We start from the raw sequence: 26,934 nt of genomic DNA on the forward strand, positions 1-26,934 counted from the left end.
TCAAAGTGTTACAAAGCATCAAAATGCACGCTGATAAGGCAGAATGCCGGAACGCAACATTTCTGCGGAGCCCAGACTGTGATCGCTGCTCAGGCCACGCAGTTCGACGTTGAATGAAACTTTGTTGTCATAAACGCTGGTATTGTTACTGTTATTCCAGTCGGTGATCTTGCGCTCATAGCCCAAGGTTACCGCCCAACAGCAGGTGTTGTACTTCACGCCGAGCAGCTGATCGGCTGATTGTTTTGCACGGGTGTCGTAGTAATAAGCCCCTACAACTGCCCAGCGATCGGCAATCGGCCAACTGCCGGTGACGCCCACTTGCGAAATACCGTCCTGATAAGCCGGAACCTGCGTGGTATTCAATGCCGTCTCAATATACTCCGGCGTAGCGTAACGGTAGTTCAACTGCAGTACGCGTTCAGAATCCTGACGGTATTCCAGTACGCCATTACCCAATGAGATGCTATTGAGACGCGTGTCGTACTGCAGACCGCCACGGAGACCCCAACGATCGTCAATCTTCCAATAGCTATCGCCAGCCCAAGCCAGGCTGCCGGTATCGTCATTGTTGTCGTAACGCGTAGTCTGGTCACCGGTACGGGAACGGCTGAAGTAGTAGATTTGACCAACGGAAACATTAAAACGTTCAACCAGCGCGTCATCATAAATACGCGAGGTCAAACCGGTTGAAACACGGTTTTGTGACGCGATGCGATCCAGGCCACTGTAGGTGCGGTCACGGAACAGGCCTGAGTAGTCGGTTTGCAGCAACGTGGTGTCGTAGGTGTAGATGTTGCTTTGGTCACGATACGGCACATACAAATACTGTACGCGCGGTTCGAGGGTTTGCGTATAGCCCTCAGACCAGTTCATTGGGCGATCGAACACCATCTTGCCATCGACTTTGAACTGCGGCAGCACGCGGTTGACCGAGTCTTCCAGGCCTGGGGCGTTGTTGCCAGTGCGGTTCTTGTAGTTGGTGGCAAAACCGTCAGGAATATCCTGCTGATAGTGGGTTGCCAGCAGTTTGGCCTCGGTGTTCAGGCTGCCCCAACCGTTGGTCAGCGGCAGGCTTAGCGTCGGTTCCATATGCAGACGAGTCGCGTCAGGGCTGTATGGGTTAACGCTAATGAACTTGGCTGCCTGGCCGTAAATGTGGAAATCGAACGGCCCGATATCGTCTTTGTAGTAGTTCAGGTCCAACTGTGGCTGAACTTTATAAGAGTCCGATTGGCTGCGGTCGGTATCGTCGTAGATCTGGAACTGTTTGGAGCTTAAGGTGGCGTCCCAGTTATCAATGGCGTAGCCGACGCTGAATTTCTGCGTCGCGTAACCGTCGGTGGTGGAACCGTATTTAGAGTCCAAATCGGTAAAGTATTTGGAGTCGCTGACCTTGGTGTAGTCGACGTTGAAACGCCACACCTTGTCCATCACGCCATTGTGGTTCCAGTAGAACAACCAACGCTTGCTGTCGTCAGGGTTGTCCTTGCTGTATTCCTTGTCGTTCGGCAACCAGTCGAATTCCATCAGGCCCAAACCAGGCTGCACCAGATAACGGAATTCGTTCTGCAACTGCAGACCACGCCGGGACATATAGTGCGGTGTGATGGTGGCGTCGAAGTTCGGCGCAATGTTCCAGTAATACGGCAGCAAGAACTCAAAACCATTGCTGCTGCCATATTTTGCATTCGGGATCAGGAAACCGGAGCGACGTTTATCACCCACCGGCAATTGCAGATAAGGGCTGTAGAATACGGGCACGCCGCCAATTTTGAAGCGCGCGTTCCAGATTTCTGCGACCTGCTCTTCGCGGTCGTGGATCACTTCGGATCCGACGACGCTCCAGCTGTCGTCGCCAGGCAAGCAGGACGTAAAGGTGCCGTTTTCCAGAATGGTGTAGCGGTTGGCGCCGCGCATCTTCATCTTGTCGGCGTCGCCACGGCCCTGACGGCCTACCATCTGGTAGTCGCCTTCATAGACGTCGGTGTCTTTATTGTTCAGGTTAGACCAGGCTTTCGGACCTTTCAGTTTGATCTGATTGTCGCTGTAGTGCACGTCACCGGTCGCCGTTACGGTGCGTACCGGCTCGGTTTGTCCTGGGTTTTGCGTCTGGTTCAGCTCAACCTGTTTGGCAGTCAGGGTACTGTTGCCTTGCTCAATGTTCACGTTACCGGTGAACAGCGCGCTTTTTGGATAATCGGCGCGGGAGTCATCGGCGTGAATAGTGACGGGTTGGCTGTTCGGATCGCCGCTGACCAGCGGTTTGTCATAAACAGGTACGCCGAGCATGCATTGCTCAGCCAGGTCAGCCAGCGCGTGCTGACTGTAGAGTGCCGTCCAAATCAGTGTGGCCAGCAGTGTTGGGAAACTTTTTTTCATACGCGGTTTTGGTGTTCCGTCATCAGAGGCGTCATGTCCGGCAAACGGTCAGAGACTATATCACTCATCTGCGTTGCGCTAGTGTTAAATCCGGCCGTTTACTTGCGTCGTCGATAGGCGCAAAGATAAATGACAGGTATGATAATCGAAATCCTGGGAAAAATCGCCTTAACCCTTACCTAAGACGGAAGGGAGCAGTCGGCTTTCGGCATGATAATTGAGGAGTATATGCAGTATTGGGGAAAACTGCTCGGGGTCATCGTGGCCATTTGGGCTGGCGCGGGATTCTGGGGTGTAGTTTTGGGGCTGATTGTCGGTCATATGATTGACACTGCGCGCAGCAACAAGCGCAGCCGGGGTTTTTTCGCCGACCAGCAAACGCGGCAAACGCTGTTTTTCCGCACCACTTTTCAGGTGATGGGTCACCTGACCAAATCAAAAGGACGTGTTACCGAGGCGGATATCCAGATCGCCAGCCTGTTTATGGATCGCCTGCAACTGCACGGAGAAGCCCGTACCGCGGCACAGCAGGCATTTCGTGAAGGTAAACAGAGCCAGTTCCCACTGAGAGAAACGCTGCAGCAGTTCCGCAGCATCTGTTTTGGCCGTTTTGACCTGATTCGGATGTTTCTGGAAATTCAAATTCAGGCGGCGTTTGCCGATGGTTCGCTGCATCCAAACGAGCGCCAGGTGCTGTACGTCATCGCTGAAGAATTGGGCATTTCGCGTGCGCAGTTTGATCAGTTCCTCAGCATGATGGAGGGCGGGCGCCAATTTGGCGGCGGTCAGCAAGGCGGGCATTCGCAGGGCGGCTACCAGCAAGCGCAGCGTGGGCCTACTTTGGATGACGCCTGTAAAGTGCTGGGTGTCAGCAGCAGCGACGATGCGACCACCATTAAACGTGCTTACCGCAAGCTGATGAGCGAGCACCATCCAGACAAGCTGGTGGCGAAAGGTTTACCGCCACAAATGATGGAAATGGCCAAGCAAAAGGCGCAGGAAATTCAGGCGGCCTACGACCTGATCAAGCGTGAGAAAGGCTTCAAATAACGATACCCGTCATACTTGAAGCTGCCTCTTTGTTGGCTGCGCCTGCTCCCCCCGGTCACCTGGCTGACCAGGCTCCTGGGGTGAGCAAGGTTGCTGTTTAGGGTATCGCCGTCCGATGGGGTTAGAAATCCGGTTCAACGCGGAAATGCATCGGCGTCTGGAAAGCAGGGTGGGTAATGCGCAGCTCTTGCGCATGCAACTGTAAACGTGGCGCCATGGCCTTGGCTTCTGGTGTGGCATAAAAACCGTCACCGAGGATCGGGTGGCCCAATGCCAGCATATGAACGCGCAACTGGTGTGAGCGACCGGTGATCGGCATGAGTTTTACGCGTGTGCTTCCATCGGCATCTCGTGACAGCACAAGATACTCCGTTTGCGCTGCTTTACCCGTCTCGAAACACACTTTCTGCAACGGCCGATTAGGCCAGTCGCAAATCAGCGGCAAATCCACCAGACCTTCATCGTGCTCCAGATGACCCCAGACCCGTGCGATATAGGACTTTTTCGGCTCGCGCTCGCGGAACTGGCGTTTTAGCTCACGTTCAGCGGCTTTATTTAACGCCACCACAATCACGCCACTGGTTGCCATATCCAGACGATGCACCGACTCGGCGGCCGGAAAGTCTGCCTGAATGCGTGTCATCAGACTGTCTTTGTTTTCCGGCGCACGGCCGGGTACCGACAGCAGACCGCTCGGCTTGTTGACCACGATAATGTGCTCATCCTGATACAGGATATGCATCGGGCCCTGTGGGGGATTGTAGGGTTCCATCTTGTTGGCTCCGCTGAAAGTCACAATAGGGGAACCGCAGCTCCCCCCTTGCGCCAGGTTACTGGTGAGTGACAACCACCAGACGGATCGCGTCCAAACGCCATCCCGCTTCATTCAGGTTAACCAACACCTGCTTACGGTTGAACTCCAGCGCTTCGACTTCGTCATCACGGATGTTCGGGTTGACGGCCTTCAGGGCTTCCAGACGTGCCAGCTCGGTGCTTAGCTTGTCATCCGCTTCCTGTTTTGCTTGCTCGATCAAGGCACGGGCCTGTTCTTCAACCAGGCTTTCTGCCTGTTGCAGCATGGCATGCACATCTTGCTGCACGGCATTGACCAGCTTGCTGGAGGTGTGACGGTTAACTGCGTTCAATTGGCGGTTGAAGCTTTCGAATTCAACCTGCGCCGCCAGATTGGTACCTTTGCGGTCCATCAACATACGGATTGGCGTCGGTGGCAGGAAGCGGGTCAGTTGCAGGTGCTTCGGCGCTTGCGCCTCAACCACGTACACCAGCTCAACCAACAAGGTGCCGACAGGCAGCGCCTTGTTTTTCAGCAGAGAAACGGCACAGCTACCGGTATCCCCAGACAGGATCAGATCCAGGCCGTTGCGGATAATCGGGTGCTCCCAACTGACGAACTGGGCATCTTCACGTGAAAGCGCTTGCTCACGATCGAAGGTGACGGTGCAGCCATCCTGTGGCAAGCCCGGGAAGTCAGGTACCAGCATATGATCGGACGGTGTCAGGACGATCAGGTTATCGCTGCGGTCGTCCTGGTTGATACCGACGATGTCGAATAGGTTAAGCGCAAAGCCCACCAGGTTGACGTCGTTGTCCTGATTGGCAATGGCTTCAGCCAACGCCTGCGCTTTTTCGCCGCCATTGGAGTGCATTTCCAGCAGGCGATCGCGGCCCTGCTCCAGTTGCACCTTCAGTTGGTCGTGCTGCTGACGGCAGGTGTGAATGAATTCATCCAGGCCTTCCTGCTCGGTGGGTGACGCCAGGAAACCGATCAGTTGCTCATAACCACTGTCATAAATGGTACGGCCGGTTGGGCAGGTATGTTCGAAGGCATCGAGCCCTTCGTGGAACCAACGGCCCAGTACCGCCTGAGCGGTGTTTTCCAGGTATGGCACCATGATTTGAATGTCATGCATCTGGCCGATACGGTCCAGACGGCCAATACGTTGTTCCAGCAGGTCCGGGTTAAACGGCAGATCGAACATCACCAGGTGGCTGGCGAACTGGAAGTTACGGCCTTCAGAGCCGATTTCCGAGCACAGCAGCACTTGGGCACCGTCTTCCTCTGAGGCGAAGTAAGCGGCGGCGCGATCGCGCTCGATAATCGACAAGCCTTCATGGAACACGGCGGCACGGATAGCTTCTCGCTCACGCAACACCTGTTCCAATTGCAGTGCAGTGGCGGCCTTGGCGCAGATCACCAGGACTTTTTCGTTGCGGTTGCTTACCAGGTAATTCAGTAACCATTCAACACGCGGATCGAAGTTCCACCAGGTGGCGTTTTCGCCTTCAAATTCCTGATAGATTTGCTCTGGATAGAGCATGTCGCGTGCACGTGCCTCAACGGTTTTCTTTGCACCCATGATGCCAGACACTTTAATGGCGGTCTGGTACTGAGTTGGCAGCGGCAGCTTGATCTGATGCAGATTACGGTGCGGGAAGCCTTTGACCCCATTACGGGTGTTACGGAACAGCACGCGGCTGGTACCGTGGCGGTCCATCAGCATGGTAACCAGCTCCTGACGCGCCTGCTCGCTGTTTTCACTGTCGCTGTTGGCGGCTTTTAACAGCGGTTCAATGTCTTGTTCGTCGATCAGCTCGCCGAGCAGGTTCAGCTTGTCATCCGCCAGGCGCTCACCACTGAGCAGCAAGGTGACAGCATCCGCCACCGGGCGGTATTTCTGCTGTTCTGCGACGAATTCGTGGTAGTCGTGGAAACGGTTCGGATCCAACAGGCGTAAACGCGCAAAGTGGCTCTGTTGGCCAAGCTGTTCTGGGGTTGCGGTCAGCAGCAGTACGCCGGGGATATGCTCGGCCAGCTGTTCAATCACCTGGTATTCGCGGCTTGGTGCGTCTTCGCTCCAGGCCAGGTGGTGTGCTTCATCGACGACCAGCAGATCCCATTGGGCATCGGCCAGTTCTTCCAGGCGCTGCTTATTACGGCGCACGAAGTCCAGCGAGCAGATGACCAACTGTTCGGTTTCAAACGGGTTGCTGCTGTCGAGTTTGGCCTCTGAGTAACGGCTGTCGTCGAATAGTGAGAAATAGAGGTTGAAGCGGCGCATCATTTCGACCAGCCACTGGTGCTGCAACGTTTCTGGTACCACGATCAATACGCGCTCGGCACGGCCTGCCAGCAGTTGCTGGTGGATGATCATACCGGCTTCAATGGTTTTACCCAGGCCCACTTCATCTGCTAACAGAACGCGTGGGGCATGGCGCTGGCCGACTTCATAGGCAATATGCAACTGGTGAGGGATCAGGCTGGCTCGCATGCCGCGCAGACCGGCAAACGGCAGGCGATACTGTTCGCTCTGGTATTTACGGGCGCGGAAACGCAGCGCGAAGCGATCCATACGGTCGATCTGGCCGGCAAACAGGCGGTCTTGCGGCTTGCTGAAGGTCAGCTTACTGTCCAGCAGCACTTCACGCATTGCCACACCGCTTTCCTGGGTGTCCAGGCGGGTGCCAATATAGGTCAGCAGGCCGTTATCCTCTTTGACCTCTTCCACCTGCAGCTCCCAGCCTTCGTGGTTGCTGATGGTGTCGCCTGGGTTGAACATCACGCGGGTGATTGGCGAGTCATTTCTGGCATAGAGGCGGTTTTCGCCGGTTGCGGGGAAAAGCAGGGTAATCATGCGCGCATCCAGCGCCACGACAGTACCCAGTCCTAATTCGCTTTCCGTGTCGCTGATCCAGCGTTGACCAAGTGTAAAAGGCATATATTGTCGGCTCGATTCTTTTTAAGTAAGTCTTGTTACCGGGTTTAGAACACCGCGGTACCCGTATCAAACGTCTGCTAATCCCGATTTATTTTTATATGGCGGGCAATAGCTATTCATCCCATGCATACATCGTTAGACGGCATGGGTGAAGTGTGGTCCAGAATTTGGGAAGGGCGCTATGGTAATGGAAGGCGACGCGTTCGTCACCTGCAAAACCTGATGATTTTTCTTAACCCTTCGCCAAAGCCCGCGGGACGGGCTGAATGTCAAAACAACCCCATTTGCCCGGTCACCAGCGTGGTAAAATCGTCGTGCAAGAATGGGAGTATAGCGTCTGCCACGGGTTGTAACTGGCGCTCCAGATAATGGGGGTAATCAATTGCCGATTGTTGGGTCTCCAGCGGCTCTGGCCCGGCAACGGTCATGACATAGCTGATCCAGCCGCCATTCTGGTATTGAAGCGGCCGACCCTGCTGACGATTATAGTCGTCGGCGATGCGTGCAGCACGGACATGTGGCGGTACGTTGCGCTGATATTCGTCCAGTCTCCTGCGCAGGCGTTTGCGGTAAACGAGCCGATCGTCGAAATCGCCGTTCAGTGTTTGGCTCACGTATTCCCGCACAAAATCCTGATACGGCTGCCGTTTAAAAATGCGTTGGTAGAGCAGTTGCTGGAACTGCTGCGCAAGCGGTGTCCAGTCGGTGCGCACGGTTTCAAGGCCTTTGTAAACCATCTCTTCACGGCCATCAGCGCTTGCGATCAGCCCAGCATAGCGTTTTTTACTGCCCTGTTCGGCACCACGAATGGTCGGCATCAGGAAACGCGAGTAATGGGTTTCGAACTCCAGCTCCAAGGCATTATCCAGCCCATACTGCGCCTGTAAATGTTGTTGCCACCATTGGTTTACGTGCTCAACCAGCGTCCTGCCGATTTGGGCGGCCTGCTGCTCGTCATGGGGTTGCTTGAGCCAAACGAAGGTGGAATCTGTATCGCCGTAGATGACCTGGTACCCCTGCGCTTCGATCAGTTCACGCGTTTGGCGCATGATCTCGTGGCCACGCAGGGTGATCGACGAGGCCAGGCGGGGATCGAAAAATCGGCAACCGCTCGATCCCAATACGCCATACAGCGCATTCATGATGATCTTCAATGCTTGGGATAACGCTTTGTTCTGCTGACGTTTTGCCGTTTCACGCCCCTGCCAGATCTGCTCGACGATCGCCGGCAGGCAGTGTTTGCTACGTGAGAAGCGCGCGTTGCGGAAACCGGGCACTGAATCGACATCGCTCGGGTGTTGCATGCCTTCCACCAGCCCGACCGGATCGATCAGAAAGGTGCGGATGATCGACGGATACAGACTTTTGTAATCCAGCACCAGCACTGAATCATACAGGCCGGGTTGTGAATCCATCACAAAACCGCCGGGGCTGTGTTCTTCTGGCTGTTCGCCGAGGTTGGGGGCGATAAAACCCAGCCGGTGCATGCGTGGCATATACAGATTGCTGAAGGCCGCGACCGAACCGCCACTGCGATCGGCCGCTAACCCGGTGACCGTGGCGCGCTCCAGCAGAAAGGTCAGCAACTCGGTTTTGGCAAAAATCCGCGTCACGAGCTCACAATCTTTTAAGTTGTAGCGTGCCAGTGCCGGCTTATCTTCGGCGAAGCGTCGGTCGATTTCGGCCATCCGCTGATAAGGGTTGTCGATCGACTTGCCTTCCCCCAGCAGTGTCTGGGACACGTGCTCGAGACTAAAAGAAGGGAAGTTCCAGGTGGCAGATTTCAACGCTTCGATGCCATCGATAATCAATCGACCGGCGGCGGAGGCGAAAAAGTGATTTTGTTTGAAACCGTGCTCACGCCACTCGAGCGGGTTACCCCCACGGCCTAACCGTAATGGGATCTGGTAGCGCTCAGCGTGTTTTTGCAGTACGCGTAGATCAAACTGCACCAGATTCCAGCCAATGATGGCGTCGGGGTCGTGCTGTTCCAGCCATTGGTTCAGGCGTTCTAACATCTGCGGGCGGCTTACGCAGTACTCCAGAGCAAAATCCAGCGTCTCATTGCCACCGTTGGCTGGCCCAAGCATGTAGACCTGGCGCTGTCCGCAGCCTTCCAGTGCAATAGAGTACAGCTCACCGTGAGCGGTGGTTTCAATGTCCAGCGAGACCAGCTTCAGTACAGGGCGGTATTCTGGTGCGGATTTCATTTTACTGTTGAGCAGGGGGCCACTGCCATTCGGTTGGCCACTGAACCACACCGGTGCGGTGATAAAGCGCTCCATCAGGTAGCGTTCCGGCGGGCGAATATCGGCTTCGTAGACATTGACGCCGCCGTCTTTCAGCAGCCTTTCCAGTTTGATCAACTGACGGTGTTGGCGGCAGTACAGCCCCAGGACCGGGCGGTGATGAAAATCAGTCAGCGGTAAGGGTTTTAGCTCCCATTGCCGCTCTTCGCGCAGCAACAGCTCAGCACGTTGGCGCTGTTCGACAGGAATGAAGGCGACGGAGGTCTGCGGCGACAGGCGAATTTGCTGTGGCCCATTGTCGGTCGCCAGCCAAAACTCCACCTCGGTGCCAGCCGGCGTATCACGCCAGTGGCGGGTGAGCAGGAAACCCTGTTGGAGTGACATCACGCTGTTCCTGAGAGGCTAAGCTAAAGGGAGAAGGACATAAATTACAGTATGGGTTTTTATACAGTCATTGTCCATTGCCGTGCAGTCCTGCCAAAAAACCCTACAATTCACCGGTTGACTCGTTCCCGGCTGCACCTGACAATCCCACGCCCACGCGCTTTGGATAACCAGCAGAGGTTTAATGGAAGCCTATTTACAGCATTTAATTACCCAGTCTTTGGCTTTCACTCTGATGGTCGTCATGCTTGTCGCGTTTTTGGAGTCGTTGGCGTTGGTTGGGTTGTTGTTGCCCGGCACGGTGATGATGGCCAGTATCGGCGCCTTGATTGGCAGTGGTCAGGTTGACTTCTATTACGCCTGGGCGGCGGGCATTGCCGGTTGCTTGCTGGGCGACTGGATCTCTTACTTTATCGGTCGTGCCTTCAAGGGGCCGTTGCACCGGTGGTCATTCCTGAAAAAGAACAAGGCGATGCTCGACAAAACCGAGCATGCGCTACATCAGCACAGTATGGCGACCATTCTGATTGGCCGTTTTATTGGCCCGACGCGTCCACTGGTGCCGATGGTCGCCGGGATGCTGGATTTACCGCCGTACAAATTCGCATTGCCGAACATTATCGGCTGCATCACCTGGCCACCGGTCTATTTTTTCCCGGGTATTCTGGCCGGCGTGGCGATCGACATTCCTGCCAGCGCCAACAGTGCGTTATTCAAATGGTTGCTGTTTGCGGTGGTGATGCTGGTTTGGCTTGCCGTCTGGCTGAGCTGGCGTTGGTGGCGTGAAGGCAAGCGCAGCGCCGACCGCTTGAGCAACTGGCTGTCGCCGGTGCGACTGCGGATGGCCTGCGTGCTGAGTTGGATCCTGGCGCTCGGCACCTTTTATTATCTGTCCCTGCAACCACTGATGCCGGTTTATCGGCACCTCTTGTGGAAGGTATTAGCAGGACAATAACAAGGGGGCGTAACGCCCCTTTGTACATTACTGGAAGAATGCCTCTAACTGTTCGAACACCCGCACGTCCTCGCTGTGGCGTTTTACTTGCAATACATCTTCGAGTTTCTCTACCTGACTTATCATCTGCATCAGTCGTTGATCGTCCGCCACCAATAGCCAGATGCGGCTCTGTTTACCGTCTTTCAGCGGCAGACACAGAATGCCTTCCACGTTAAAGGCGCGGCGGGCGAACAGACCGCACACATGCGACATCACGCCGGGATGGTTACGAACCGTCAGTTCCAGGATCACCTGCGGGTTATTGTATTGTTCTGACATGGCTTATTCTCCAATCATGTCGATATTAGCGGCACCCGGCGGCACCATCGGGAAGACTTTTTCATTGATATCGATCAGCGCGTGGATCAGACAAGGCCCTGGGCGCTGGAGCGCTTCTGCGAGAGCTGCCTGTGGATCTTCCGCGGCGTTTAAATCGCAGGTGTCCAACCCGAAACCGGCAGCAATCTTGATAAAGTCGGTGCGCTTGGGGTAGGCGGCGGCAAAAATGCGCTGTTGATAAAACAGGGTTTGCTGTTGATGTACCAGCCCCAACGCCTGGTTGTTCATCAGGATAATTTTCACGTCCAGATTGTGTTCGACGGCAGTAGCCATTTCCTGAATGTTCATCATCAGGCTACCGTCACCGGAAAAGCACAGCACTTTACGCTGTGGTTCTGCCAACGCGGCGCCAATTGCGGCTGGTAGGCCAAAGCCCATGGTCCCGAGTCCACCAGAGGTCAGCCACTGGCGCGGACGGCTCAGCGGATAGGCTTGTGCTACCCACATCTGATGCTGGCCCACGTCGGTGGTGATAATGGCGCTGTCATCTACACAGCGTGCGGCAGCGAGCACCAGCCCGTAATGGCTCAGCGGGTCTTCGGCGTTCGGCATACTGAACGGGAACTCGCGCTTCAGGCCGTTGACGGTGTCCAGCCATTCACTGCGTGGCTGTGCCTCAATCAGTGGTAACAGTTGCTGCAACACCTGACCAACGTCGGCATGAATGGCAATATTGGCCTGTTTCACCTTACCCAGTTCGGCACGGTCGATATCCACATGGATGATGCTGGCGTTCGGGCAAAACTGTTCGGTTTTACCAATCGCCCGATCGTCAAAGCGGGCGCCCAGTACGATCAGCAGATCGGCTTCTTGCAGTATAAAGTTAGTGCTACGTGCCGCATGCATCCCCAGCATACCCAGCGACAGCGGATGCTGAACCGGCATGGCGCCGAGTGCCATCAGCGTCATGGTGGTGGGCAAGTTGGCGCGTTCGGCCAATTCAACCGCCTGTTGGTAGGCATTGGCGCAGATGATACCGCCACCCAGATACAGCACCGGGCGCTTGGCCTGGTTGATCATTGTCGCCGCCTCAGCCACCGCGGAGGCTTCAAAGGCGGGAGCCGCATCGGGAATGGCGATCGGGGGCAACTCATCCAAATCGATAACCGCAGTTTGTACGTCTTTAGGCACGTCGATCCACACTGGGCCTGGGCGACCGGACTCTGCGATACGGAATGCATCGCAGATCACTTGCGGCAATTCGCGGATATCGCGTACCAAATGGTTGTGCTTGGTGATAGGGATCGAGATGCCGTAGGTATCCACTTCCTGGAAAGCGTCGGTGCCAATCATCGAGGAAGGCACTTGGCCGGTGATACATACCAGCGGAATGGAATCGAGCTTGGCGTCGGCGATGGCGGTGACCAGGTTGGTTGCACCCGGTCCGCTAGAGGCGATGCACACCGCCGCTTTGCCGTTAGCACGCGCCATGCCTTGTGCCATAAAGCCTGCGCCCTGTTCGTGGCGTGCCAGTACGTGGTGAATGCGAGTGCTTTGGCCCAGTGCATCATACAGTGGCAGTGCTGCACCACCGGGAATGCCGGCGACGGTGGTAATACCCTGCCGTTCCAGCAGATGAACGATCAGCTGTGCGCCGGTGAAGCGGTTACCTTGATGTGGCGTGCCCGAAATTGCCATGTTCCTATCCTTTCTCAAGGCCGGTTCGCTTTTCTGGGCAGGGGGCTAAAACTAAAAACCCCGCCCGGTTTGCGCCGGCGGGGTTTGGGAATCGATGCGTTGATTCGGACCCTACGGCGCATTGCCGACGACCACCACCACACGCACGACGACCACCGCGGCTGGTAGCGCGGTAATTAGTAGGGTCGAAGTCAGCGAGGATGCGATCACAGGGAACCTTATCATCAGTAAAAAAAGTCAGGTTTTTATAAAACCACAGGCGCAAAATTCGCACAACAGGTTTATTTTCACAGCATAAAAAACGCGCGTCAGATCACGCTTTGTTCGCGATGCCGAGTACCTTGGCCTCTGGGGCGCTGCCGTCCAGTAGTGCCAGCGTCGGGCCGTCATAATAAATGCGGCCGTCGACCACGAGTAAGGTGCGCGGCGCGATCCGCGCGGCATCATCCAGATTGTGGGAAACCATCAGCAATGTCAGGGAGCGCTGGTCGCAAACCTCCTGCAGTAGCTGCAACATTTCATTGCGCAGTGCGGGATCGAGCGCTGAGAAAGGCTCGTCGAGCAACAGGATAGGCTGTTGACGGATCAGGCAGCGGGCCAAGGCTGCACGCTGGCGCTGGCCACCGGATAGCTGTGACGGCAGGCGCGTCAAATGTTCTTCCAATCCCACTTGTCGCGCGATGTGTGCCAACTGTTGCTTCTGTTCTTCCTTCAGCCGCAATCCGGGATCCAGACCTAATCCGATGTTCTGTGCCACCGTCAAATGGGCGAACAGGTTATTTTCCTGAAACAGCATAGAGACGGGGCGTTTAGCCGGTGGCGTAGTGGTGTGGTCGCTGCCATTGAGCCGCAGCTTGCCGCTGGTGGCAGACAGGAACCCGGCGATCAGGCTAAGAAGCGTGCTTTTTCCTGCCCCGCTGGGGCCAAGCACCGCGACACGTTCGCCCGGCTCAATGCGCAGATCAAAGCGCATGGGCAGGTGTTCATATAGGTAGGTCAGTTTTTCAAGATCTATCATGGCGGCCTGGTAAACGTTCGATCAAGGTAAACAGTAGGAAGCACAACAGTAGCAGCAACAGTGCGGTGACCGCGCCGTCATTACTGCGATAGGCGCCAATCTGTTGATACAGGTAAAAAGGTAGCGTACGGAAGTGCTCGTTGCCGAACAGGGCCACCACGCCAAAATCCCCGAGTGACAATACGCAGGCGAAGGCTAACGCCTGTGCCAGTGGGCTGCGTAATGCTTTGAGTTCGATCCAGCGTAGCCGTTGCCAACCGTGGATATCCAGTGACAAACACAGCGGGTTGTAACGTTCAGCGAGGTCGCGCATGGGGTTTTCCAGCACTTTCAACGCATAAGGCACTGCCATCAACGCATTGGTGAGGATAACCAGCGCATAGGGCGATTGCGGTAGCCCCAGGGTATCGCTTAACAACAAGAAGAAGCCGGTAGCCAGCACGATACCCGGCATTGCCAGGATCACCATGCCGCTCAGTTCCAACGTATGGCCAAAGCGTAATCGCTGTTGCAGCTTTAATTCACGGCTACTCCACAACAGCATCATCGTCAGCATGACACAGAGTGCGCCTGCACCGAGCGCGATGCGTAGCGAGGTGAACAACGCCTGCCAGAGCACCTGTTGTTGTAGAACGCTGACCAGTGTTTGATTGGCCCCGTCGGCAATGACGGCCAGCAGCGGGGGTAACAGCAACAGCAGCGCGGCGGTAATCAGCAGAACATCACTGGTGCGGCGCCACAGGCTATCTTCCGGATTGCGCCAACGGTGGGCATGGGTGCTGCCAACGGGCAGCGCCTGACTCAAACGCTGACTGAGCACCACCAGGCCCAGACAGCATGCCAGTTGGATAAGAGCCAGCAGTGCTGCACGGCTGAGATCGTAGTCATAACTGAGTGCCTGATAGATAGCCAGTTCGATGGTGGTGGCTTGCGGCCCGCCTCCCAGTGATAGCACGGTGGCGAAGCTGGCGAAGCACAACATAAAGATCAGCGCACCGCTCGGCAGAATTTGACGACGCAGCGCTGGCCACTCGACAAAGCGGAATTGCTGCCAACCGCTCATGCCAAGCTGGGCCGCCAGTTGGCGTTGCTCGACCGGAATGTTTTCCAGTGCCTGTAACAGTAGCCGGGTCGCTAAAGGCAGGTTGAAGAACATGTGGGCTAACAGGATGCCCTGCAGGCCGTAAGGGGAGAAACTGTAGTCAATGCCGAGCCAGCCGCATAGCGCGGCCAACCAGCCTTGTCGGCCATACACACTGAGCAAGCCGAATACGGCTACCAGTACGGGCAGCACCAGCGTCATGGCACACAACCGCAGCAGCAGTTGACGACCAGGAAAACGGCGGCGGTATAGCGCACGTGCCAATAGGATTGCGGGCAGCACCGAAATCAGTGCAGACAGCAACGCCTGCCAGAAGGTGAAACGGACCACATGCCACAGGTAGCTGTCTTGCCACAGGCCGCGCCAGTCGCTTTCCGGCGCGTGTCGCCACAGAGAACCCATCGCCAATACGGCGATGGTCAGGATCAGACCTGCGGCCAGTAGCCCCGGCCATAGCCAATGCGGGATCAGTGGCTGACGGCGGTTTGCCATGCTCGGATCCAGTTGCCGCGTTGTTTAGCCACGTCTTCTGCACTGTATTGCAGCGCTGTCTGCGGTACGGTCATTTGCTCAAAACCTGCGGGTAATTGGGTTTTTATCACCGGGTACATCCAGTTGCCTGTTGGAATGGTGTTCTGGAACGCCGGAGTGACCATAAATTGCATAAAGCGCTCGGCCAGCGCCGGTTGTTTGCTGGCTTTGAGTTTGCCCGCCACTTCGACTTGCAGATAGTGGCCTTCGCTAAAATTGGCCGCAGCGTAGCTGTCTTTCTTCTCTTCAATAAGATGATAGGCCGGGGAGGTGGTGTAGCTGAGCACCAGATCGCCTTCACCTTTCAGGAACAAACCGTAAGCTTCACTCCAGCCCTTTGTCACGGTGACGGTTTTTTTCGCCAGTTTCTGCCAAGCTTCGGGGGCTTTGTCACCATAGACTTTCTGCATCCACAGCAGCAGGCCCAGGCCCGGAGTACTGGTGCGCGGATCTTCGTAAATCACTTTCCATTTTTGATCGCTGTCGACCAGTTCTCGCAGGCTTGTGGGTGGGTTCTTCAGTTTTTCTTTATTGTAAACAAAGGCAAAGTAACCGTAGTCGTAAGGCACGAAGGTTTTATCCTGCCAGCCGCCAGGCACACTCAAGGTTGCGCTGTTAACGCCGCTTGGCGCGAATAAACCGGTTTGTTGCGCGGCCTGCAGCAGGTTGTTGTCCAATCCCAGAACCACGTCGGCGGCACTGTTTTTGCCTTCCATGCGTAAACGGTTAAGCAGTGAGACACCGTCTTCCAGGGCAACGAATTTCAGCTCACAGTCGCACTGGGCCTCAAAGGCCTTTTTGACTGCCGGGCCAGGGCCCCAGTCGGCAGCGAAAGAATCATAGGTATAGACCGTCAGCGTGGGTTTGGCGAACACCGGTGCGGCGCTCAACAACAGTAATAAGGGCAGGCTTTTTTTGACCACTTTGCACTCCTGAACATTTAGGGGGCAAAGGTATCTGAGGGGGCGAATGGCGGCTGCCGGTTCGCTAGGCTCAAATCCCTCCGCCGGTATTGACCGGATCAGGTTCGACGGGTTTATACCCTTCATACTTGACGTTGCAGCGGTGTTGGCTTCTCTCTCCCCCCAGTCACATAGGAATTCTATGTTCTTGGGGATTCGCTCGTTTGCCGCCTACCTGCAACTCCAATTATTTTGGGTATATCTCAGCAATAATTCGTTTTTTGCACCCCGTTGAGACGGCGCCATTGTAAAGACTAACGCGCGCTGGTGAAAGATGCTTATGCTTCCGGTGGCGCAAACCACGCGGATTTAAAATCAAACCAGCCGAGGGTGTTCATCCGCACGCCGCGCATACTCCGTTGACCGTGCAGCTGTAGCCAGTGGTGGAACAGCGGATGCAACTGATGACTGCTGACCAGGCGTTGACCAAAATCGGCCAGCGGTAAGGCATTGGCGCGCCATAGCATCGCATCCTCTGCGAGATCTTCATTCATGCAGTGCTGCATTAGCGGCAACTCATACAGCGTGGCGAACAGTGAGAATTCCAGCGGCAGATAGAAGTTGGCGCTGCCTAGCCACACATCGCTGATCGCATCGCCTTTGTGCCAGGTGTCGTACTCGACGCTCTGAATCTTCAGCTTGATACCCTGCTGCGCCAGCAAAGGTTCGATCGCCTGTTGAATGGCGTGGAATTCCGAGTGTTCGCTGTAGAAGGTCAGCGTCAGTTCGGTTAATCCAGGTGGTTTGGGTTGCAGGGCCAGCGCACGGTTATGATGCCAGCGCGGCAGAATGCCATAGGCGGGAGACCAATAGCGTTGGTAGATAGGCCCGGCGTTGCTCAGCAGTGAAATGGGGTTAATCAACTCACACAGCCAACTGCGAATGGCCGGATCTGCCGCCAATGGGGAACGTTGATCGAACAACAGGAAATAGCAGCCTTCTTCCAATCGGCTTTCCAGCTCATTTTTGCCGGTATCGTCAGCTTGCAGTTGTACGCCTGAATGTACCAGTTCTTCTGTCACTTCCGGCAATACCCAGATATTTACCTCATCGATCAGTGCCCGGTAACCAAAGTAATCGTCGAAGGCGTGAATTTTCATCTGACTGCGGTGGTTCCTTTCCACACTGTACGGCCCAGTGCCGATTGGATGGCGTGAGAACTCTGGCAGACTCTGCCACTCACGCGGGAGGATCATGGCGTGCACAGAGCCCAGCAACCAGGGGAGCCAGTAGTCGGGGCTGAGCAGGTGCACGTCAATCACGTATGGCGTCGGTGACGTCACTCGCTCGATATGGGAAAACAGGGGCTGTGGTGTCAACCGACTGAGCGTGCTGATGACATCCTCCATTTCCAGTTCACGCCCATGGTGAAAATGGATCGCCGGACGTAGATAAAAACGCCAGTGCAGCGGTGTTAACGCTTGCCAATGATGCGCGAGATCTGATTCTAGTTCCCCGTTTTCCTCATTTATACGCGTCAGTCCGCTGAAAATCTGCCGTGCCAAATGGGTTTCCGAACGTCGTAACGCCGAACCGGGCAACAGGTTGTACAACTGGCGATAGTAGAGCACACGCAGAATGTGTTTACCCTGACGAAAGCTGCGCCCCAGTTGCGAGAGGAGCATCTGTCGCACCACATTTTTATCGCCGACCAATTGCACCAGTTGATCGATGCGGTCTTGTTCCAACAGGTCTTCCGCCCGCTGCTGCTGCAATGCCAGGCCAGTATAGTGGAAGGTGAGCCGCGAACGTTTGCCGCGCCCCGATTCCGCTTGCCAGGTCAGCCAGCCTTGCTGCTGCATGGCCCCAAGTAGCGAACGCACGTGACGACGTGAGCAGGTGAGCGCGTCGGCCAGTTCTTGCAGCGTGGTCTCTGTCGGCTCGCCATGGCAGCGTTGCCACAGGCGAATGAACTGCTGTTGCAATCTGGAGGTGGACATAAAAGAGGAACGCTCCGGCATCAACTCATCAATTTATCTTTCCCTATATTACGCCGATAATTTTCCTCAATGAAAGGGGGAGGGCGACGGATGAAAGTTTTCTTGTCAAAACAGTTCTATCAGCGCTACTTCAGTGCGGTACGCCGGCAGCACGCCGACTGGCTGGGCCTGGTGCCTGAACAGGCACGATTGGACATGTTGGCCCACCTGACCCAGTGGGACATTAAGAGCATGACGGACAAGCAATACCGCGAGCACCTCTGAGGCTCCGGTAATGAAAGTGTTTCTGAGTAATGGTGTTGTTCACCAGCCAGTGGGGTCATACCCACTGGTTTTTTTATTGTGGGCCATGGGGATGCTCTTGCAATTTTTCTCCCGTAGCCTAAGGTTCTGTCTTCCGCTTTAGGGCCAGGGAACGATGATATGAAACGCCAGCGCTGGCTGCCACGCCGCTTTAATCCTGTCTTTGCCGCTTTCTTGCTGATCGCGTTTCTTTCCGGCATTGCCGGGGCACTCTTGGCGCCGACGCTGAGCCTGTTCCTGACCACTGAAGTTAAGGTGCGACCGTTATGGGTTGGCCTGTTCTACACCGTTAATGCCATTGTCGGTATTGCCGTCAGTTTTCTGTTGGCCAAGCGTTCGGATACGCAGGGTGACCGGCGTAAGTTGATTCTGATGTGCTGTGTTATGGCGATCGGCAACTGTCTGCTGTTTGCCTTCAATCGTGACTATTTGACGCTGATTACCGCCGGTGTGCTGTTGTCGGCTATTGCCAATACGGCGATGCCGCAAATTTTCGCGCTGGCGCGAGAATATGCTGACAGCTCGGCGCGTGAAGTCGTGATGTTCAGCTCGGTGATGCGTGCGCAATTGTCGCTGGCATGGGTGATTGGTCCGCCGCTGTCGTTTACGCTGGCGCTGACTTATGGATTTACCGTGATGTTCGTGATTGCGGCGACAACCTTTGCTGTCTGTGCACTATTGGTGTGGTTTACCTTGCCATCAGTGCCGCGTGCTGGGCAGCAAGCACAGGACGATGCGCTTGCCAATACGGCCTCTGCCCCTATTGCCCCCGTGAGTGCCTGGCGTAACCCTGATGTGCGGCGCTTGTTTATCGCCTCGATGCTGATGTGGACGTGCAATACGATGTATATCATCGATATGCCGCTCTACATTACCGCGGATTTGGGGCTACCGGAGAATCTGGCGGGTCTGCTGATGGGGACAGCGGCGGGGTTGGAGATCCCGGCAATGCTGCTGGCTGGCTATTACGTCAAACGCTTCGGCAAGCGCAACATGATGCTGTTTGCTGTGGCAGCGGGTATTTTGTTTTATGCCGGGTTGGTGATGTTTAAATTCAAGCTGGCACTGATGGTGCTACAGCTATTCAACGCCATATTTATTGGCATTATCGCTGGCATCGGCATGCTGTACTTCCAGGACCTGATGCCGGGACGGCCGGGAGCAGCGACGACGTTGTTTACCAACAGCATCTCTACCGGTGTGATTTTGGCGGGTGTACTGCAGGGGGCATTGGTGGAAAATCTGGGCCATTATGCGGTGTATTGGTTCGCGACCGTCCTGGCTGTGGTGGCGTTATGGGTGAGCGCTCGCGTGCGGGAAGTGTGAGTTTTAACGTCAGCAACATTGACGCATGTCATTGAGAACATGACGCCAACCCCCCAAGCTAAATGGAACACGGAGCGTGACTGCTGCGCTCCCGCCCATCTTGTTGCTGAGATGCCGATCCGTTTAGAAAAGTGGGTATGTTATGGATAAACTAACACCGCTCAAACCTGTCCCTTCTCTGTGTGCCCTCGCTGCGACTTTGCTAATTTGGTTTGTGATCCCTGTGCCTGATGGGGTAGAGCCCAATGCCTGGCATTTGCTGGCGCTGTTTATCGGCACCATTATTGCCATCATCGGCAAAGCGATGCCGATCGGTGCCGTTTCAGTGGTGGCCATTGCGCTGGTGGCCGTGACCGGCGTTACCCATCCCGGCAATCCAGGCGCGGCGCTGAATGACGCGCTGAGTGGATTTTCCAACCAATTGATCTGGCTGATTGGTTTCTCGATTATGATTTCTCTTAGCCTGAACAAAACCGGGTTAGGTGCACGTATTGGCTATTACTTTATTTCGCTGTTTGGCAAAAAGACGCTGGGGATCGCCTATGCATTGACGCTGGCTGAGACCACGTTGGCACCGGTAACGCCAAGCAATACGGCCCGTGGCGGCGGGATTATCCACCCGATCATGAGATCGATCGCCGATAGCTTTGGCTCCAAACCCGAGTTGAATACCTCCGGTAAAATTGGCCGCTATCTGTCATTGGTAAATTACAATATCAACCCTATCACTTCTGCGATGTTTATTACCGCTACGGCACCTAACCCCTTGATCGTCAGTTTGATTGCCAAAGGTACCCATGGCAACTTTGAACTCTCCTGGTCTATGTGGGCTGTTGCGGCTTTGGTACCGGGATTGTGCTCGCTTATCGTTATGCCATTGGTGATTTACCTGTTGTATCCACCGGACGTGAAAAGTACCCCGGATGCACCACTTTTCGCCCGTGAAAAACTGCAGGCATTGGGACACATCACATTACCCGAGAAAATCACCTTGGCGGTATTTGCCTTGCTATTGGTGATGTGGGCAGGTATCCCGGCGATGATCTTTGGACCGGCCTTGTCGGTAAACCCAACCACTGCGGCGCTGATTGGTCTGGCGGTGCTATTGGCTACGGGGGTGTTGAGCTGGGAAGACGTGCTGAAACACAAGGGCGCTTGGGATACCGTCGTGTGGTTCTCTGCGCTGGTGATGATGGCCAGTTTCCTTGGTAAGTTGGGATTGATCAGTTGGCTGTCGCAAACGGTGGGCAACGGTATCGATCACATGGGCATGAGCTGGGTCGGTGGCACGGTACTTCTGACCATTATCTATCTGTACTCGCATTACTTTTTCGCCAGCACCACCGCACACGTCACTGCCATGTTCGCCGCGTTCTTTGCTGCTGGGGTTGCGCTGGGTGCCCCGCCTGCATTGCTGGGACTGATCCTGGCGTTCTCTTCTTCACTGATGATGTCACTGACTCACTATGGCACGGGAACAGCACCGATTATTTTCGGCTCTGGCTACGTGACGCTAGGGGAGTGGTGGAAAGCCGGTTGGGTGATGAGCGTGGTTAACCTGTTGATTTGGATTTTGATTGGTGGGGCGTGGTGGAAGTGGCTGGGTTATTGGTGATACCCGTCATACTTGAAACTGCTGCTGTTTGGGTTGTGTAAGGGGCCCCTGCCACTGAGTTTACTCAGCTCCAGGGGGCCCCTTGTCGTATTGGGAGTATTAGCCGATGATCAGTTCAGAAACGCAGGCTGCTGCGCTTCGTAGCGGGAAATATCGGCTTCGTGTTGCAGCGTCAAACCAATACTGTCCAGCCCGTTGATCATGCAGTGGCGGCGGAAGCTGTCAATCTCGAACGGATAGCTTTTACCGCCAGCGTTGACGGTCTGATTTTCCAGATCGACCACGAACTCGACGCCTTCGTTGTCTGCCACCAGTTTGAACAATTCATCGACTTCTTGTTCGCTCAGTGTGACAGGTAACAACTGGTTATTGAACGAGTTGCCATAGAAGATATCAGCGAAGCTTGGTGCAATCACGACTTTGAAACCGTAATCGGTCAGTGCCCACGGCGCATGCTCACGTGAGGAGCCACAGCCAAAGTTTTCACGCGCCAGCAGGATACTGGCCCCCTTGTAACGCGGTTTGTTCAGCACGAACTCTGGGTTCGGTTGTTGACCGGCATCGTCGAGAAAACGCCAGTCGTTGAACAGATGCTGGCCGAAACCTGTGCGCGTGACTTTCTGTAAAAACTGTTTTGGGATGATGGCGTCGGTATCGACGTTAGCCGCGTCCAGAGGGACGACTAAACCGATATGCTGAGTAAATTTAGACACGTTAGCCCCTTAGTGAATATCACGGATATCGGCGAAATGACCGGCAACGGCAGCCGCAGCAGCCATAGCAGGGCTGAGCAGGTGCGTACGGCCACCACGGCCCTGACGCCCTTCAAAGTTACGGTTGCTGGTGGATGCACAGCGTTCGCCGGGGTTCAGACGGTCGTTGTTCATTGCCAGGCACATTGAGCAACCCGGCAGACGCCATTCAAAACCGGCTTCAATAAAGATTTTATCCAAGCCTTCAGCCTCTGCCTGCGCCTTTACTGGGCCGGAGCCGGGCACCACGATAGCTTGAACGCCGTTGGCAACCTTGCGTCCCTTGGCGATCGCCGCTGCGGCACGCAGATCTTCGATGCGCGAATTGGTGCAAGAACCGATAAACACTTTGTCGATCGGCACTTCAGTCAGTTTGATACCCGGTTTGAGATCCATGTAGGCCAGTGCCTTCTCGGCAGAGGCTCGTTCGACAGGATCGCTAAAGGATTCCGGTGCAGGGATCACCTGATTGACGGCGATCACCTGACCTGGGTTAGTACCCCAGGTGACCTGTGGCGCAATATCTTCTGCGCGTAAGGTCACCACGGTATCGAATTTGGCGTCATCATCGGACTTCATCGTACGCCAGTAAGCGACAGCCTGTTCCCAGTTGCTGCCGGTCGGCGCAAACTGGCGGCCCTTCAGGTAATCAAAGGTGGTGTCGTCCGGTGCAACCAGCCCGGCCTTGGCACCCATTTCAATCGCCATGTTGCACAGGGTCATGCGGCCTTCCATGCTCAGCGCTTCAATCGCTTTGCCGCAGAATTCCACTACGTGACCTGTACCGCCAGCGCTGCCAGTTTTGCCGATGATCGCCAGCACAATGTCCTTGGCGGTAATGCCTTCGGCAGCGTCGCCGGCGACTTCAATTTTCATCGTCTTGGCGCGACCCTGTTTCAGGGTCTGGGTCGCAAGTACGTGTTCGACTTCCGAGGTGCCAATACCGAATGCCAGCGAGCCAAAGGCGCCGTGCGTTGCGGTGTGGGAGTCTCCGCACACGATGGTCATGCCCGGCAGCGTCATGCCCTGTTCAGGGCCGATGACGTGCACGATACCCTGGAACGGGTGGTTCAGATCGTACAGGGAGACACCGAATTCAGCACAGTTCTTGATCAGCTCCTGCATTTGAATTCGTGCCATCTCGCCGCTGGCGTTGATGTCTTTGGTTTGGGTCGAGACGTTGTGATCCATGGTGGCGAACGTTTTGCCCGGTTGACGAACTTTGCGGCCCATGGCGCGCAGGCCATCAAACGCCTGTGGCGAAGTGACTTCGTGCACCAAATGACGGTCGATGTATAACAGCGGCGTTTCGTTTGGGGCTTCGTACACCACGTGGGCATCGTACAGCTTTTGATATAAGGTCTTGGCCATGTTATGCCCCCTGAGCTACAAAGCGGGCGATGATGTCGCCCATTTCATCGGTGCTGATGGCGTTACCTGTACCGGCCAGATCGGCGGTGCGGTAGCCCTGTTCCAGCGCCTGGTTTATCGCGCGCTCTACGGCATCAGCCGCGTCGGCGGCACCCAGGCTGTATCGCAACAGCAGGGTGGCCGACAGAATCTGAGCGATTGGGTTAGCGATACCTTTACCCGCGATGTCTGGCGCAGAACCGCCAGCCGGCTCATACAGACCGAAACCTTGCTCGTTCAGGCTGGCGGATGGCAGCATGCCCATTGAACCGGTGATCATGGCGCATTCGTCGGACAGGATGTCGCCGAACAGGTTGGAGCACAGCAGCACGTCGAATTGGGACGGATCTTTAATCAGCTGCATGGTGGCGTTGTCGATGTACATGTGCGACAGCGACACGTCCGGGTAATCTTTAGCAACCTGATTGACCACTTCCCGCCACAGGATTGAGCTTTGCAGGACGTTGGCTTTGTCGATAGAGGTGACTTTGTTGCGACGCTTACGGGCGGATTCAAAGGCGATGCGTGCAATGCGTTCAATCTCGAAACGGTGATAGACCTCAGTGTCGAAAGCACGTTCCTGCATGCCTTGGCCCTCACGGCCTTTCGGCTGGCCAAAGTAAATACCGCCGGTCAGTTCGCGCACGCACAAAATATCGAATCCCCGGGCGGCGATGTCGGCGCGCAGTGGGCAGAATTCTTCTAAGCCTTGGTACAAACGCGCGGGACGCAGGTTACTAAACAGCTTGAAGTGCTTACGCAGTGGCAGTAACGCGCCGCGTTCTGGTTGTTCGGCGGGGGGCAGGTGTTCCCATTTCGGGCCACCCACGGAGCCAAACAGAATAGCATCGGCTTGCTCACAACCCGCAAGGGTAGCCTGGGGCAGTGGGCTGCCATGACGGTCGATGGCGATGCCACCGACGTCATATTCGGCTTCGGTGATGCGGATATCAAAGCGCTGACGCACTGCGTCCAACACTTTACGCGCCTGGGCCATTACTTCTGGGCCGATTCCGTCTCCGGGTAAGACGGCAATGTGGTAAGTCTTCGTCATGTTCACACCGTTTCCTGATTATTTTGATGTTTGCTTTGCTGCAGACGCTGTTTTTCTTTTTCTACCTGCTGAGAGCGCCAAATATTATTCAATACGTGAACCATCGCCTTGGCTGAGGATTCCACGATGTCGGTCGCAAGGCCCACGCCGTGGAAGCGACGACCGTTGTAGGACACGACAATATCAACCTGGCCCAGTGCATCACGGCCTTGACCTTTGGCCGTTAACTGGTATTTCACCAACTCGATTGGGTAACCGGTAATGCGATTGATAGCTTGGTAAACTGCGTCAACCGGGCCGTTGCCTGTGGCCGCTTCGGCTTTTTCTTCTTCACCACAGATCAATTTCACCGATGCGGTCGCCATGATGCTGCTGCCTGACTGGACGCTGAAATAGTCCAGGCTGAAATGCTCTGGCTCTTCTTGCTGCTTATTAATGAAGGCCAATGCCTCCAGATCGTAATCGAACACTTGGCCTTTCTTGTCGGCCAGCTTCAGGAATGCGGCGTACAGGTTGTCCAGGTTATAGTCCTGTTCCTTATAGCCCATTTCTTCCATACGGTGTTTTACCGCAGCACGGCCGGAACGGGAGGTCAGGTTCAGTTGCACATCTTTCAGACCAATGGTCTGCGGTGACATGATTTCGTAGTTTTCACGGTTCTTCAGGACACCATCTTGGTGGATACCGGATGAGTGTGCGAAAGCATTGGAGCCCACGATCGCCTTGTTGGCCGGGATCGGCATGTTACACAACTGGCTGACAATTTGACTGGTGCGGAAAATTTCCTGGTGGTTGATATTGGTGTGCACGTTCATGATGTCCTGGCGCACTTTGATCGCCATGATCACTTCTTCCAACGAGGTGTTGCCTGCACGCTCACCAATGCCGTTCAACGTCCCTTCAACCTGGCGCGCACCTGCCTGCACTGCGGCGATAGAGTTGCCGACTGCCATACCCAAATCGTCATGGCAATGGACAGAAATAATGGCTTTATCGATATTGGGGACGCGGTTGTACAGGGTGCTGATGATGCCGCCAAACTGGTTCGGCGTGGTGTAACCCACGGTATCCGGGATATTGATCGTTGTCGCGCCAGCATTAATCGCCGCTTCCACCACACGGCACAGATTATCGATGGGAGTACGGCCTGCATCTTCACAAGAGAACTCTACGTCGTCTGTGTAATTGCGAGCACGTTTCACTGACCGAATCGCCATCTCCAGCACTTCATCGAACGAACGCTTCAACTTTGATTCGATGTGCAGGGTTGAGGTGGCCAGGAAGACGTGAATACGAAAGGCTTCGGCGACACGCAATGCTTCGGCCGCGACGTCGATATCTTTATCGACGCATCGGGCCAATCCACACACACGGCTATTTTTGATCTGACGGGCGATGGTTTGCACCGATTCGAAATCACCCGGTGAAGAGACTGGGAAACCGACTTCCATGACGTCGACCCCCATTCTTTCCAGTGCCATCGCTATCTGAATCTTCTCTTTCACGCTCAGACTGGCTTGCAGCGCTTGTTCACCATCACGCAGCGTTGTATCGAAAATAATGACTTGTTGGCTCATCAGGGCGTTCCTTATCGTGTTTATTTCACGCTAAGCGGGTAAAAAAAAACCCGCGCAGTAGCGCGGGTTTGTTATGTCGTGGGCTGAATCAGCTCTGAACTTCGTCCACTGGCATACCGCGCAAAGAAGATGCGTTAAGTAGTAGGCCTAGTAGACGATGTGTACGGTTCATAGCGGTTCACGTTCTCAAAATAATGTCGTTGTCTAATTTGATACGTTATTGGCTTGGCGCTGTCAACACCTGATTGAAAATGGGGATAGTCTTTACATACGTGGTTAACGGCGTAACGCTTTAGACGATAATTCGGTAAAAAATGATGTTGCCAGAGAAAAAATCATGAGTGATTTGCGGGCCTCTTAGCATAAATTAACTGAATATATATTGTCGTAATTGCTTCTGATTTACATTTGGTTAATATTGAAAGTGCGTAACCATCGCTCTCGCGATACTAAAAGAGTGTTTTTGATTTTTTGCATTCCTATTGTCAATGTGTTTGTGCTTTTTATTGTTCCAGTGAATGTGTTAGACGATCTGGCTATCAATAGGTAAGAATCAGATGTTTGACAG

The 26,934-nt window shown here is 55.0% G+C and carries 20 protein-coding genes; 5 read left to right on the forward strand and 15 right to left on the reverse strand.

Translation table 11 applies throughout. From position 1 onward, the window contains the following. Nucleotides 1-18: 18 nt before the first annotated feature. On the reverse strand, nucleotides 19-2,382 hold the full coding sequence (gene lptD / locus AC2FCQ_RS16505; protein WP_265555796.1) for an LPS assembly protein LptD: 2,364 nt from the start codon (nucleotides 2,380-2,382) through the stop codon (nucleotides 19-21). Nucleotides 2,383-2,610: 228 nt separating this feature from the next. On the opposite strand from lptD, the gene djlA reads away from it, so the two are divergent. Next, nucleotides 2,611-3,432 carry a co-chaperone DjlA gene (djlA, locus tag AC2FCQ_RS16510; RefSeq protein WP_209635021.1) on the forward strand — a complete coding sequence of 274 codons (822 nt, stop codon included), beginning with the start codon at nucleotides 2,611-2,613 and terminating at the stop codon, nucleotides 3,430-3,432. A gap of 121 nt (nucleotides 3,433-3,553) precedes the next feature. On the opposite strand, the gene rluA is transcribed toward djlA, so the two are convergent. The 3 genes from rluA to AC2FCQ_RS16525 all read right to left on the reverse strand — a co-directional run bounded on the left by rluA (nucleotide 3,554) and on the right by AC2FCQ_RS16525 (nucleotide 9,802). Next, a complete protein-coding gene (gene rluA / locus AC2FCQ_RS16515) occupies nucleotides 3,554-4,204 on the reverse strand; it encodes a bifunctional tRNA pseudouridine(32) synthase/23S rRNA pseudouridine(746) synthase RluA (protein ID WP_209635023.1) in 651 nt (216 codons plus the stop codon). Nucleotides 4,205-4,262: 58 nt separating this feature from the next. Beyond that, a complete protein-coding gene (rapA, locus tag AC2FCQ_RS16520; protein ID WP_209635024.1) occupies nucleotides 4,263-7,169 on the reverse strand; it encodes an RNA polymerase-associated protein RapA in 2,907 nt (968 codons plus the stop codon). Between the two features lie 269 nt (nucleotides 7,170-7,438). Then, complete coding sequence (locus AC2FCQ_RS16525; RefSeq protein WP_490308637.1) at nucleotides 7,439-9,802, reverse strand: DNA polymerase II; 2,364 nt, start codon at nucleotides 9,800-9,802, stop codon at nucleotides 7,439-7,441. A gap of 184 nt (nucleotides 9,803-9,986) precedes the next feature. Between AC2FCQ_RS16525 and AC2FCQ_RS16530 the strand changes: the two genes are divergently transcribed. After that, nucleotides 9,987-10,757: a DedA family protein gene (locus AC2FCQ_RS16530; RefSeq protein ID WP_209635028.1), complete on the forward strand. Its 771-nt coding sequence runs from the start codon at nucleotides 9,987-9,989 to the stop codon at nucleotides 10,755-10,757. 27 nt (nucleotides 10,758-10,784) lie between these two features. On the opposite strand, the gene ilvN is transcribed toward AC2FCQ_RS16530, so the two are convergent. The 7 genes from ilvN to sgrR all read right to left on the reverse strand — a co-directional run bounded on the left by ilvN (nucleotide 10,785) and on the right by sgrR (nucleotide 18,329). Next, on the reverse strand, nucleotides 10,785-11,078 hold the full coding sequence (gene ilvN, locus AC2FCQ_RS16535) for an acetolactate synthase small subunit (protein ID WP_037420755.1): 294 nt from the start codon (nucleotides 11,076-11,078) through the stop codon (nucleotides 10,785-10,787). Nucleotides 11,079-11,081: 3 nt separating this feature from the next. Further along, on the reverse strand, nucleotides 11,082-12,776 hold the full coding sequence (gene ilvB / locus AC2FCQ_RS16540) for an acetolactate synthase large subunit (protein ID WP_490308635.1): 1,695 nt from the start codon (nucleotides 12,774-12,776) through the stop codon (nucleotides 11,082-11,084). 111 nt (nucleotides 12,777-12,887) lie between these two features. Next, complete coding sequence (gene ivbL / locus AC2FCQ_RS16545; protein WP_218167600.1) at nucleotides 12,888-13,001, reverse strand: ilvB operon leader peptide IvbL; 114 nt, start codon at nucleotides 12,999-13,001, stop codon at nucleotides 12,888-12,890. Between the two features lie 88 nt (nucleotides 13,002-13,089). Then, nucleotides 13,090-13,794 (reverse strand): thiamine ABC transporter ATP-binding protein ThiQ, encoded by a 705-nt coding sequence (gene thiQ, locus AC2FCQ_RS16550; protein ID WP_209635031.1) that lies wholly within the window; start codon nucleotides 13,792-13,794, stop codon nucleotides 13,090-13,092. Then, nucleotides 13,781-15,388 carry a thiamine/thiamine pyrophosphate ABC transporter permease ThiP gene (gene thiP / locus AC2FCQ_RS16555; RefSeq protein WP_209635033.1) on the reverse strand — a complete coding sequence of 536 codons (1,608 nt, stop codon included), beginning with the start codon at nucleotides 15,386-15,388 and terminating at the stop codon, nucleotides 13,781-13,783. Before thiP ends, thiQ begins: the two co-directional genes overlap by 14 nt. Then, entirely contained in the window at nucleotides 15,364-16,350 is a 987-nt protein-coding gene (thiB, locus tag AC2FCQ_RS16560) for a thiamine ABC transporter substrate binding subunit (protein ID WP_490308634.1), read from the reverse strand. Before thiB ends, thiP begins: the two co-directional genes overlap by 25 nt. A 317-nt stretch (nucleotides 16,351-16,667) precedes the next feature. Next, entirely contained in the window at nucleotides 16,668-18,329 is a 1,662-nt protein-coding gene (gene sgrR / locus AC2FCQ_RS16565) for an HTH-type transcriptional regulator SgrR (RefSeq protein WP_490308633.1), read from the reverse strand. Between the two features lie 90 nt (nucleotides 18,330-18,419). Between sgrR and sgrT the strand changes: the two genes are divergently transcribed. The 3 genes from sgrT (at nucleotide 18,420) to AC2FCQ_RS16580 (ending at nucleotide 21,573) form a co-directional block, all read left to right on the forward strand. After that, complete coding sequence (sgrT, locus tag AC2FCQ_RS16570; RefSeq protein ID WP_209635039.1) at nucleotides 18,420-18,593, forward strand: glucose uptake inhibitor SgrT; 174 nt, start codon at nucleotides 18,420-18,422, stop codon at nucleotides 18,591-18,593. 159 nt (nucleotides 18,594-18,752) lie between these two features. Continuing rightward, nucleotides 18,753-19,958 (forward strand): sugar efflux transporter, encoded by a 1,206-nt coding sequence (locus tag AC2FCQ_RS16575; protein WP_209635041.1) that lies wholly within the window; start codon nucleotides 18,753-18,755, stop codon nucleotides 19,956-19,958. 142 nt (nucleotides 19,959-20,100) lie between these two features. Next, entirely contained in the window at nucleotides 20,101-21,573 is a 1,473-nt protein-coding gene (locus tag AC2FCQ_RS16580) for a DASS family sodium-coupled anion symporter (RefSeq protein WP_209635043.1), read from the forward strand. A gap of 110 nt (nucleotides 21,574-21,683) precedes the next feature. Here AC2FCQ_RS16580 and leuD read toward each other — a convergent pair whose 3' ends face one another. Genes leuD through leuA form a run of 4 tightly spaced genes read right to left on the reverse strand, consistent with a single transcriptional unit; the run spans nucleotide 21,684 to nucleotide 26,366 of the window. Next, a complete protein-coding gene (gene leuD / locus AC2FCQ_RS16585) occupies nucleotides 21,684-22,286 on the reverse strand; it encodes a 3-isopropylmalate dehydratase small subunit (RefSeq protein ID WP_037420776.1) in 603 nt (200 codons plus the stop codon). Between the two features lie 9 nt (nucleotides 22,287-22,295). Then, a complete protein-coding gene (leuC, locus tag AC2FCQ_RS16590; RefSeq protein ID WP_265555791.1) occupies nucleotides 22,296-23,696 on the reverse strand; it encodes a 3-isopropylmalate dehydratase large subunit in 1,401 nt (466 codons plus the stop codon). A 1-nt stretch (nucleotide 23,697) separates the two neighbouring features. After that, nucleotides 23,698-24,789: a 3-isopropylmalate dehydrogenase gene (gene leuB / locus AC2FCQ_RS16595; RefSeq protein WP_209635049.1), complete on the reverse strand. Its 1,092-nt coding sequence runs from the start codon at nucleotides 24,787-24,789 to the stop codon at nucleotides 23,698-23,700. A gap of 2 nt (nucleotides 24,790-24,791) precedes the next feature. Continuing rightward, entirely contained in the window at nucleotides 24,792-26,366 is a 1,575-nt protein-coding gene (gene leuA, locus AC2FCQ_RS16600; RefSeq protein ID WP_209635051.1) for a 2-isopropylmalate synthase, read from the reverse strand. Between the last annotated feature and the right edge of the window lie 568 nt (nucleotides 26,367-26,934).

The organism is Serratia sp. CoH_134_PS_4 (assembly GCF_058190535.1).

Excerpts from the sequence above, each read along its gene's own strand:
- sgrT (WP_209635039.1), top strand. The coding sequence starts at position 18,420 with ATGAAAGTTTTCTTGTCAAAACAGTTCTATCAGCGCTACTTCAGTGCG.
- AC2FCQ_RS16580 (WP_209635043.1), top strand. The coding sequence starts at position 20,101 with ATGGATAAACTAACACCGCTCAAACCTGTCCCTTCTCTGTGTGCCCTC.
- AC2FCQ_RS16525 (WP_490308637.1), bottom strand. The coding sequence starts at position 9,802 with ATGTCACTCCAACAGGGTTTCCTGCTCACCCGCCACTGGCGTGATACG.
- rluA (WP_209635023.1), bottom strand. The coding sequence starts at position 4,204 with ATGGAACCCTACAATCCCCCACAGGGCCCGATGCATATCCTGTATCAG.
- rapA (WP_209635024.1), bottom strand. The coding sequence starts at position 7,169 with ATGCCTTTTACACTTGGTCAACGCTGGATCAGCGACACGGAAAGCGAA.
- thiP (WP_209635033.1), bottom strand. The coding sequence starts at position 15,388 with ATGGCAAACCGCCGTCAGCCACTGATCCCGCATTGGCTATGGCCGGGG.
- leuA (WP_209635051.1), bottom strand. The coding sequence starts at position 26,366 with ATGAGCCAACAAGTCATTATTTTCGATACAACGCTGCGTGATGGTGAA.
- sgrR (WP_490308633.1), bottom strand. The coding sequence starts at position 18,329 with ATGTCCACCTCCAGATTGCAACAGCAGTTCATTCGCCTGTGGCAACGC.
- leuB (WP_209635049.1), bottom strand. The coding sequence starts at position 24,789 with ATGACGAAGACTTACCACATTGCCGTCTTACCCGGAGACGGAATCGGC.
- ilvN (WP_037420755.1), bottom strand. The coding sequence starts at position 11,078 with ATGTCAGAACAATACAATAACCCGCAGGTGATCCTGGAACTGACGGTT.
- ivbL (WP_218167600.1), bottom strand. The coding sequence starts at position 13,001 with ATGATAAGGTTCCCTGTGATCGCATCCTCGCTGACTTCGACCCTACTA.
- AC2FCQ_RS16575 (WP_209635041.1), top strand. The coding sequence starts at position 18,753 with ATGAAACGCCAGCGCTGGCTGCCACGCCGCTTTAATCCTGTCTTTGCC.
- lptD (WP_265555796.1), bottom strand. The coding sequence starts at position 2,382 with ATGAAAAAAAGTTTCCCAACACTGCTGGCCACACTGATTTGGACGGCA.
- thiQ (WP_209635031.1), bottom strand. The coding sequence starts at position 13,794 with ATGATAGATCTTGAAAAACTGACCTACCTATATGAACACCTGCCCATG.
- djlA (WP_209635021.1), top strand. The coding sequence starts at position 2,611 with ATGCAGTATTGGGGAAAACTGCTCGGGGTCATCGTGGCCATTTGGGCT.
- AC2FCQ_RS16530 (WP_209635028.1), top strand. The coding sequence starts at position 9,987 with ATGGAAGCCTATTTACAGCATTTAATTACCCAGTCTTTGGCTTTCACT.
- leuC (WP_265555791.1), bottom strand. The coding sequence starts at position 23,696 with ATGGCCAAGACCTTATATCAAAAGCTGTACGATGCCCACGTGGTGTAC.
- ilvB (WP_490308635.1), bottom strand. The coding sequence starts at position 12,776 with ATGGCAATTTCGGGCACGCCACATCAAGGTAACCGCTTCACCGGCGCA.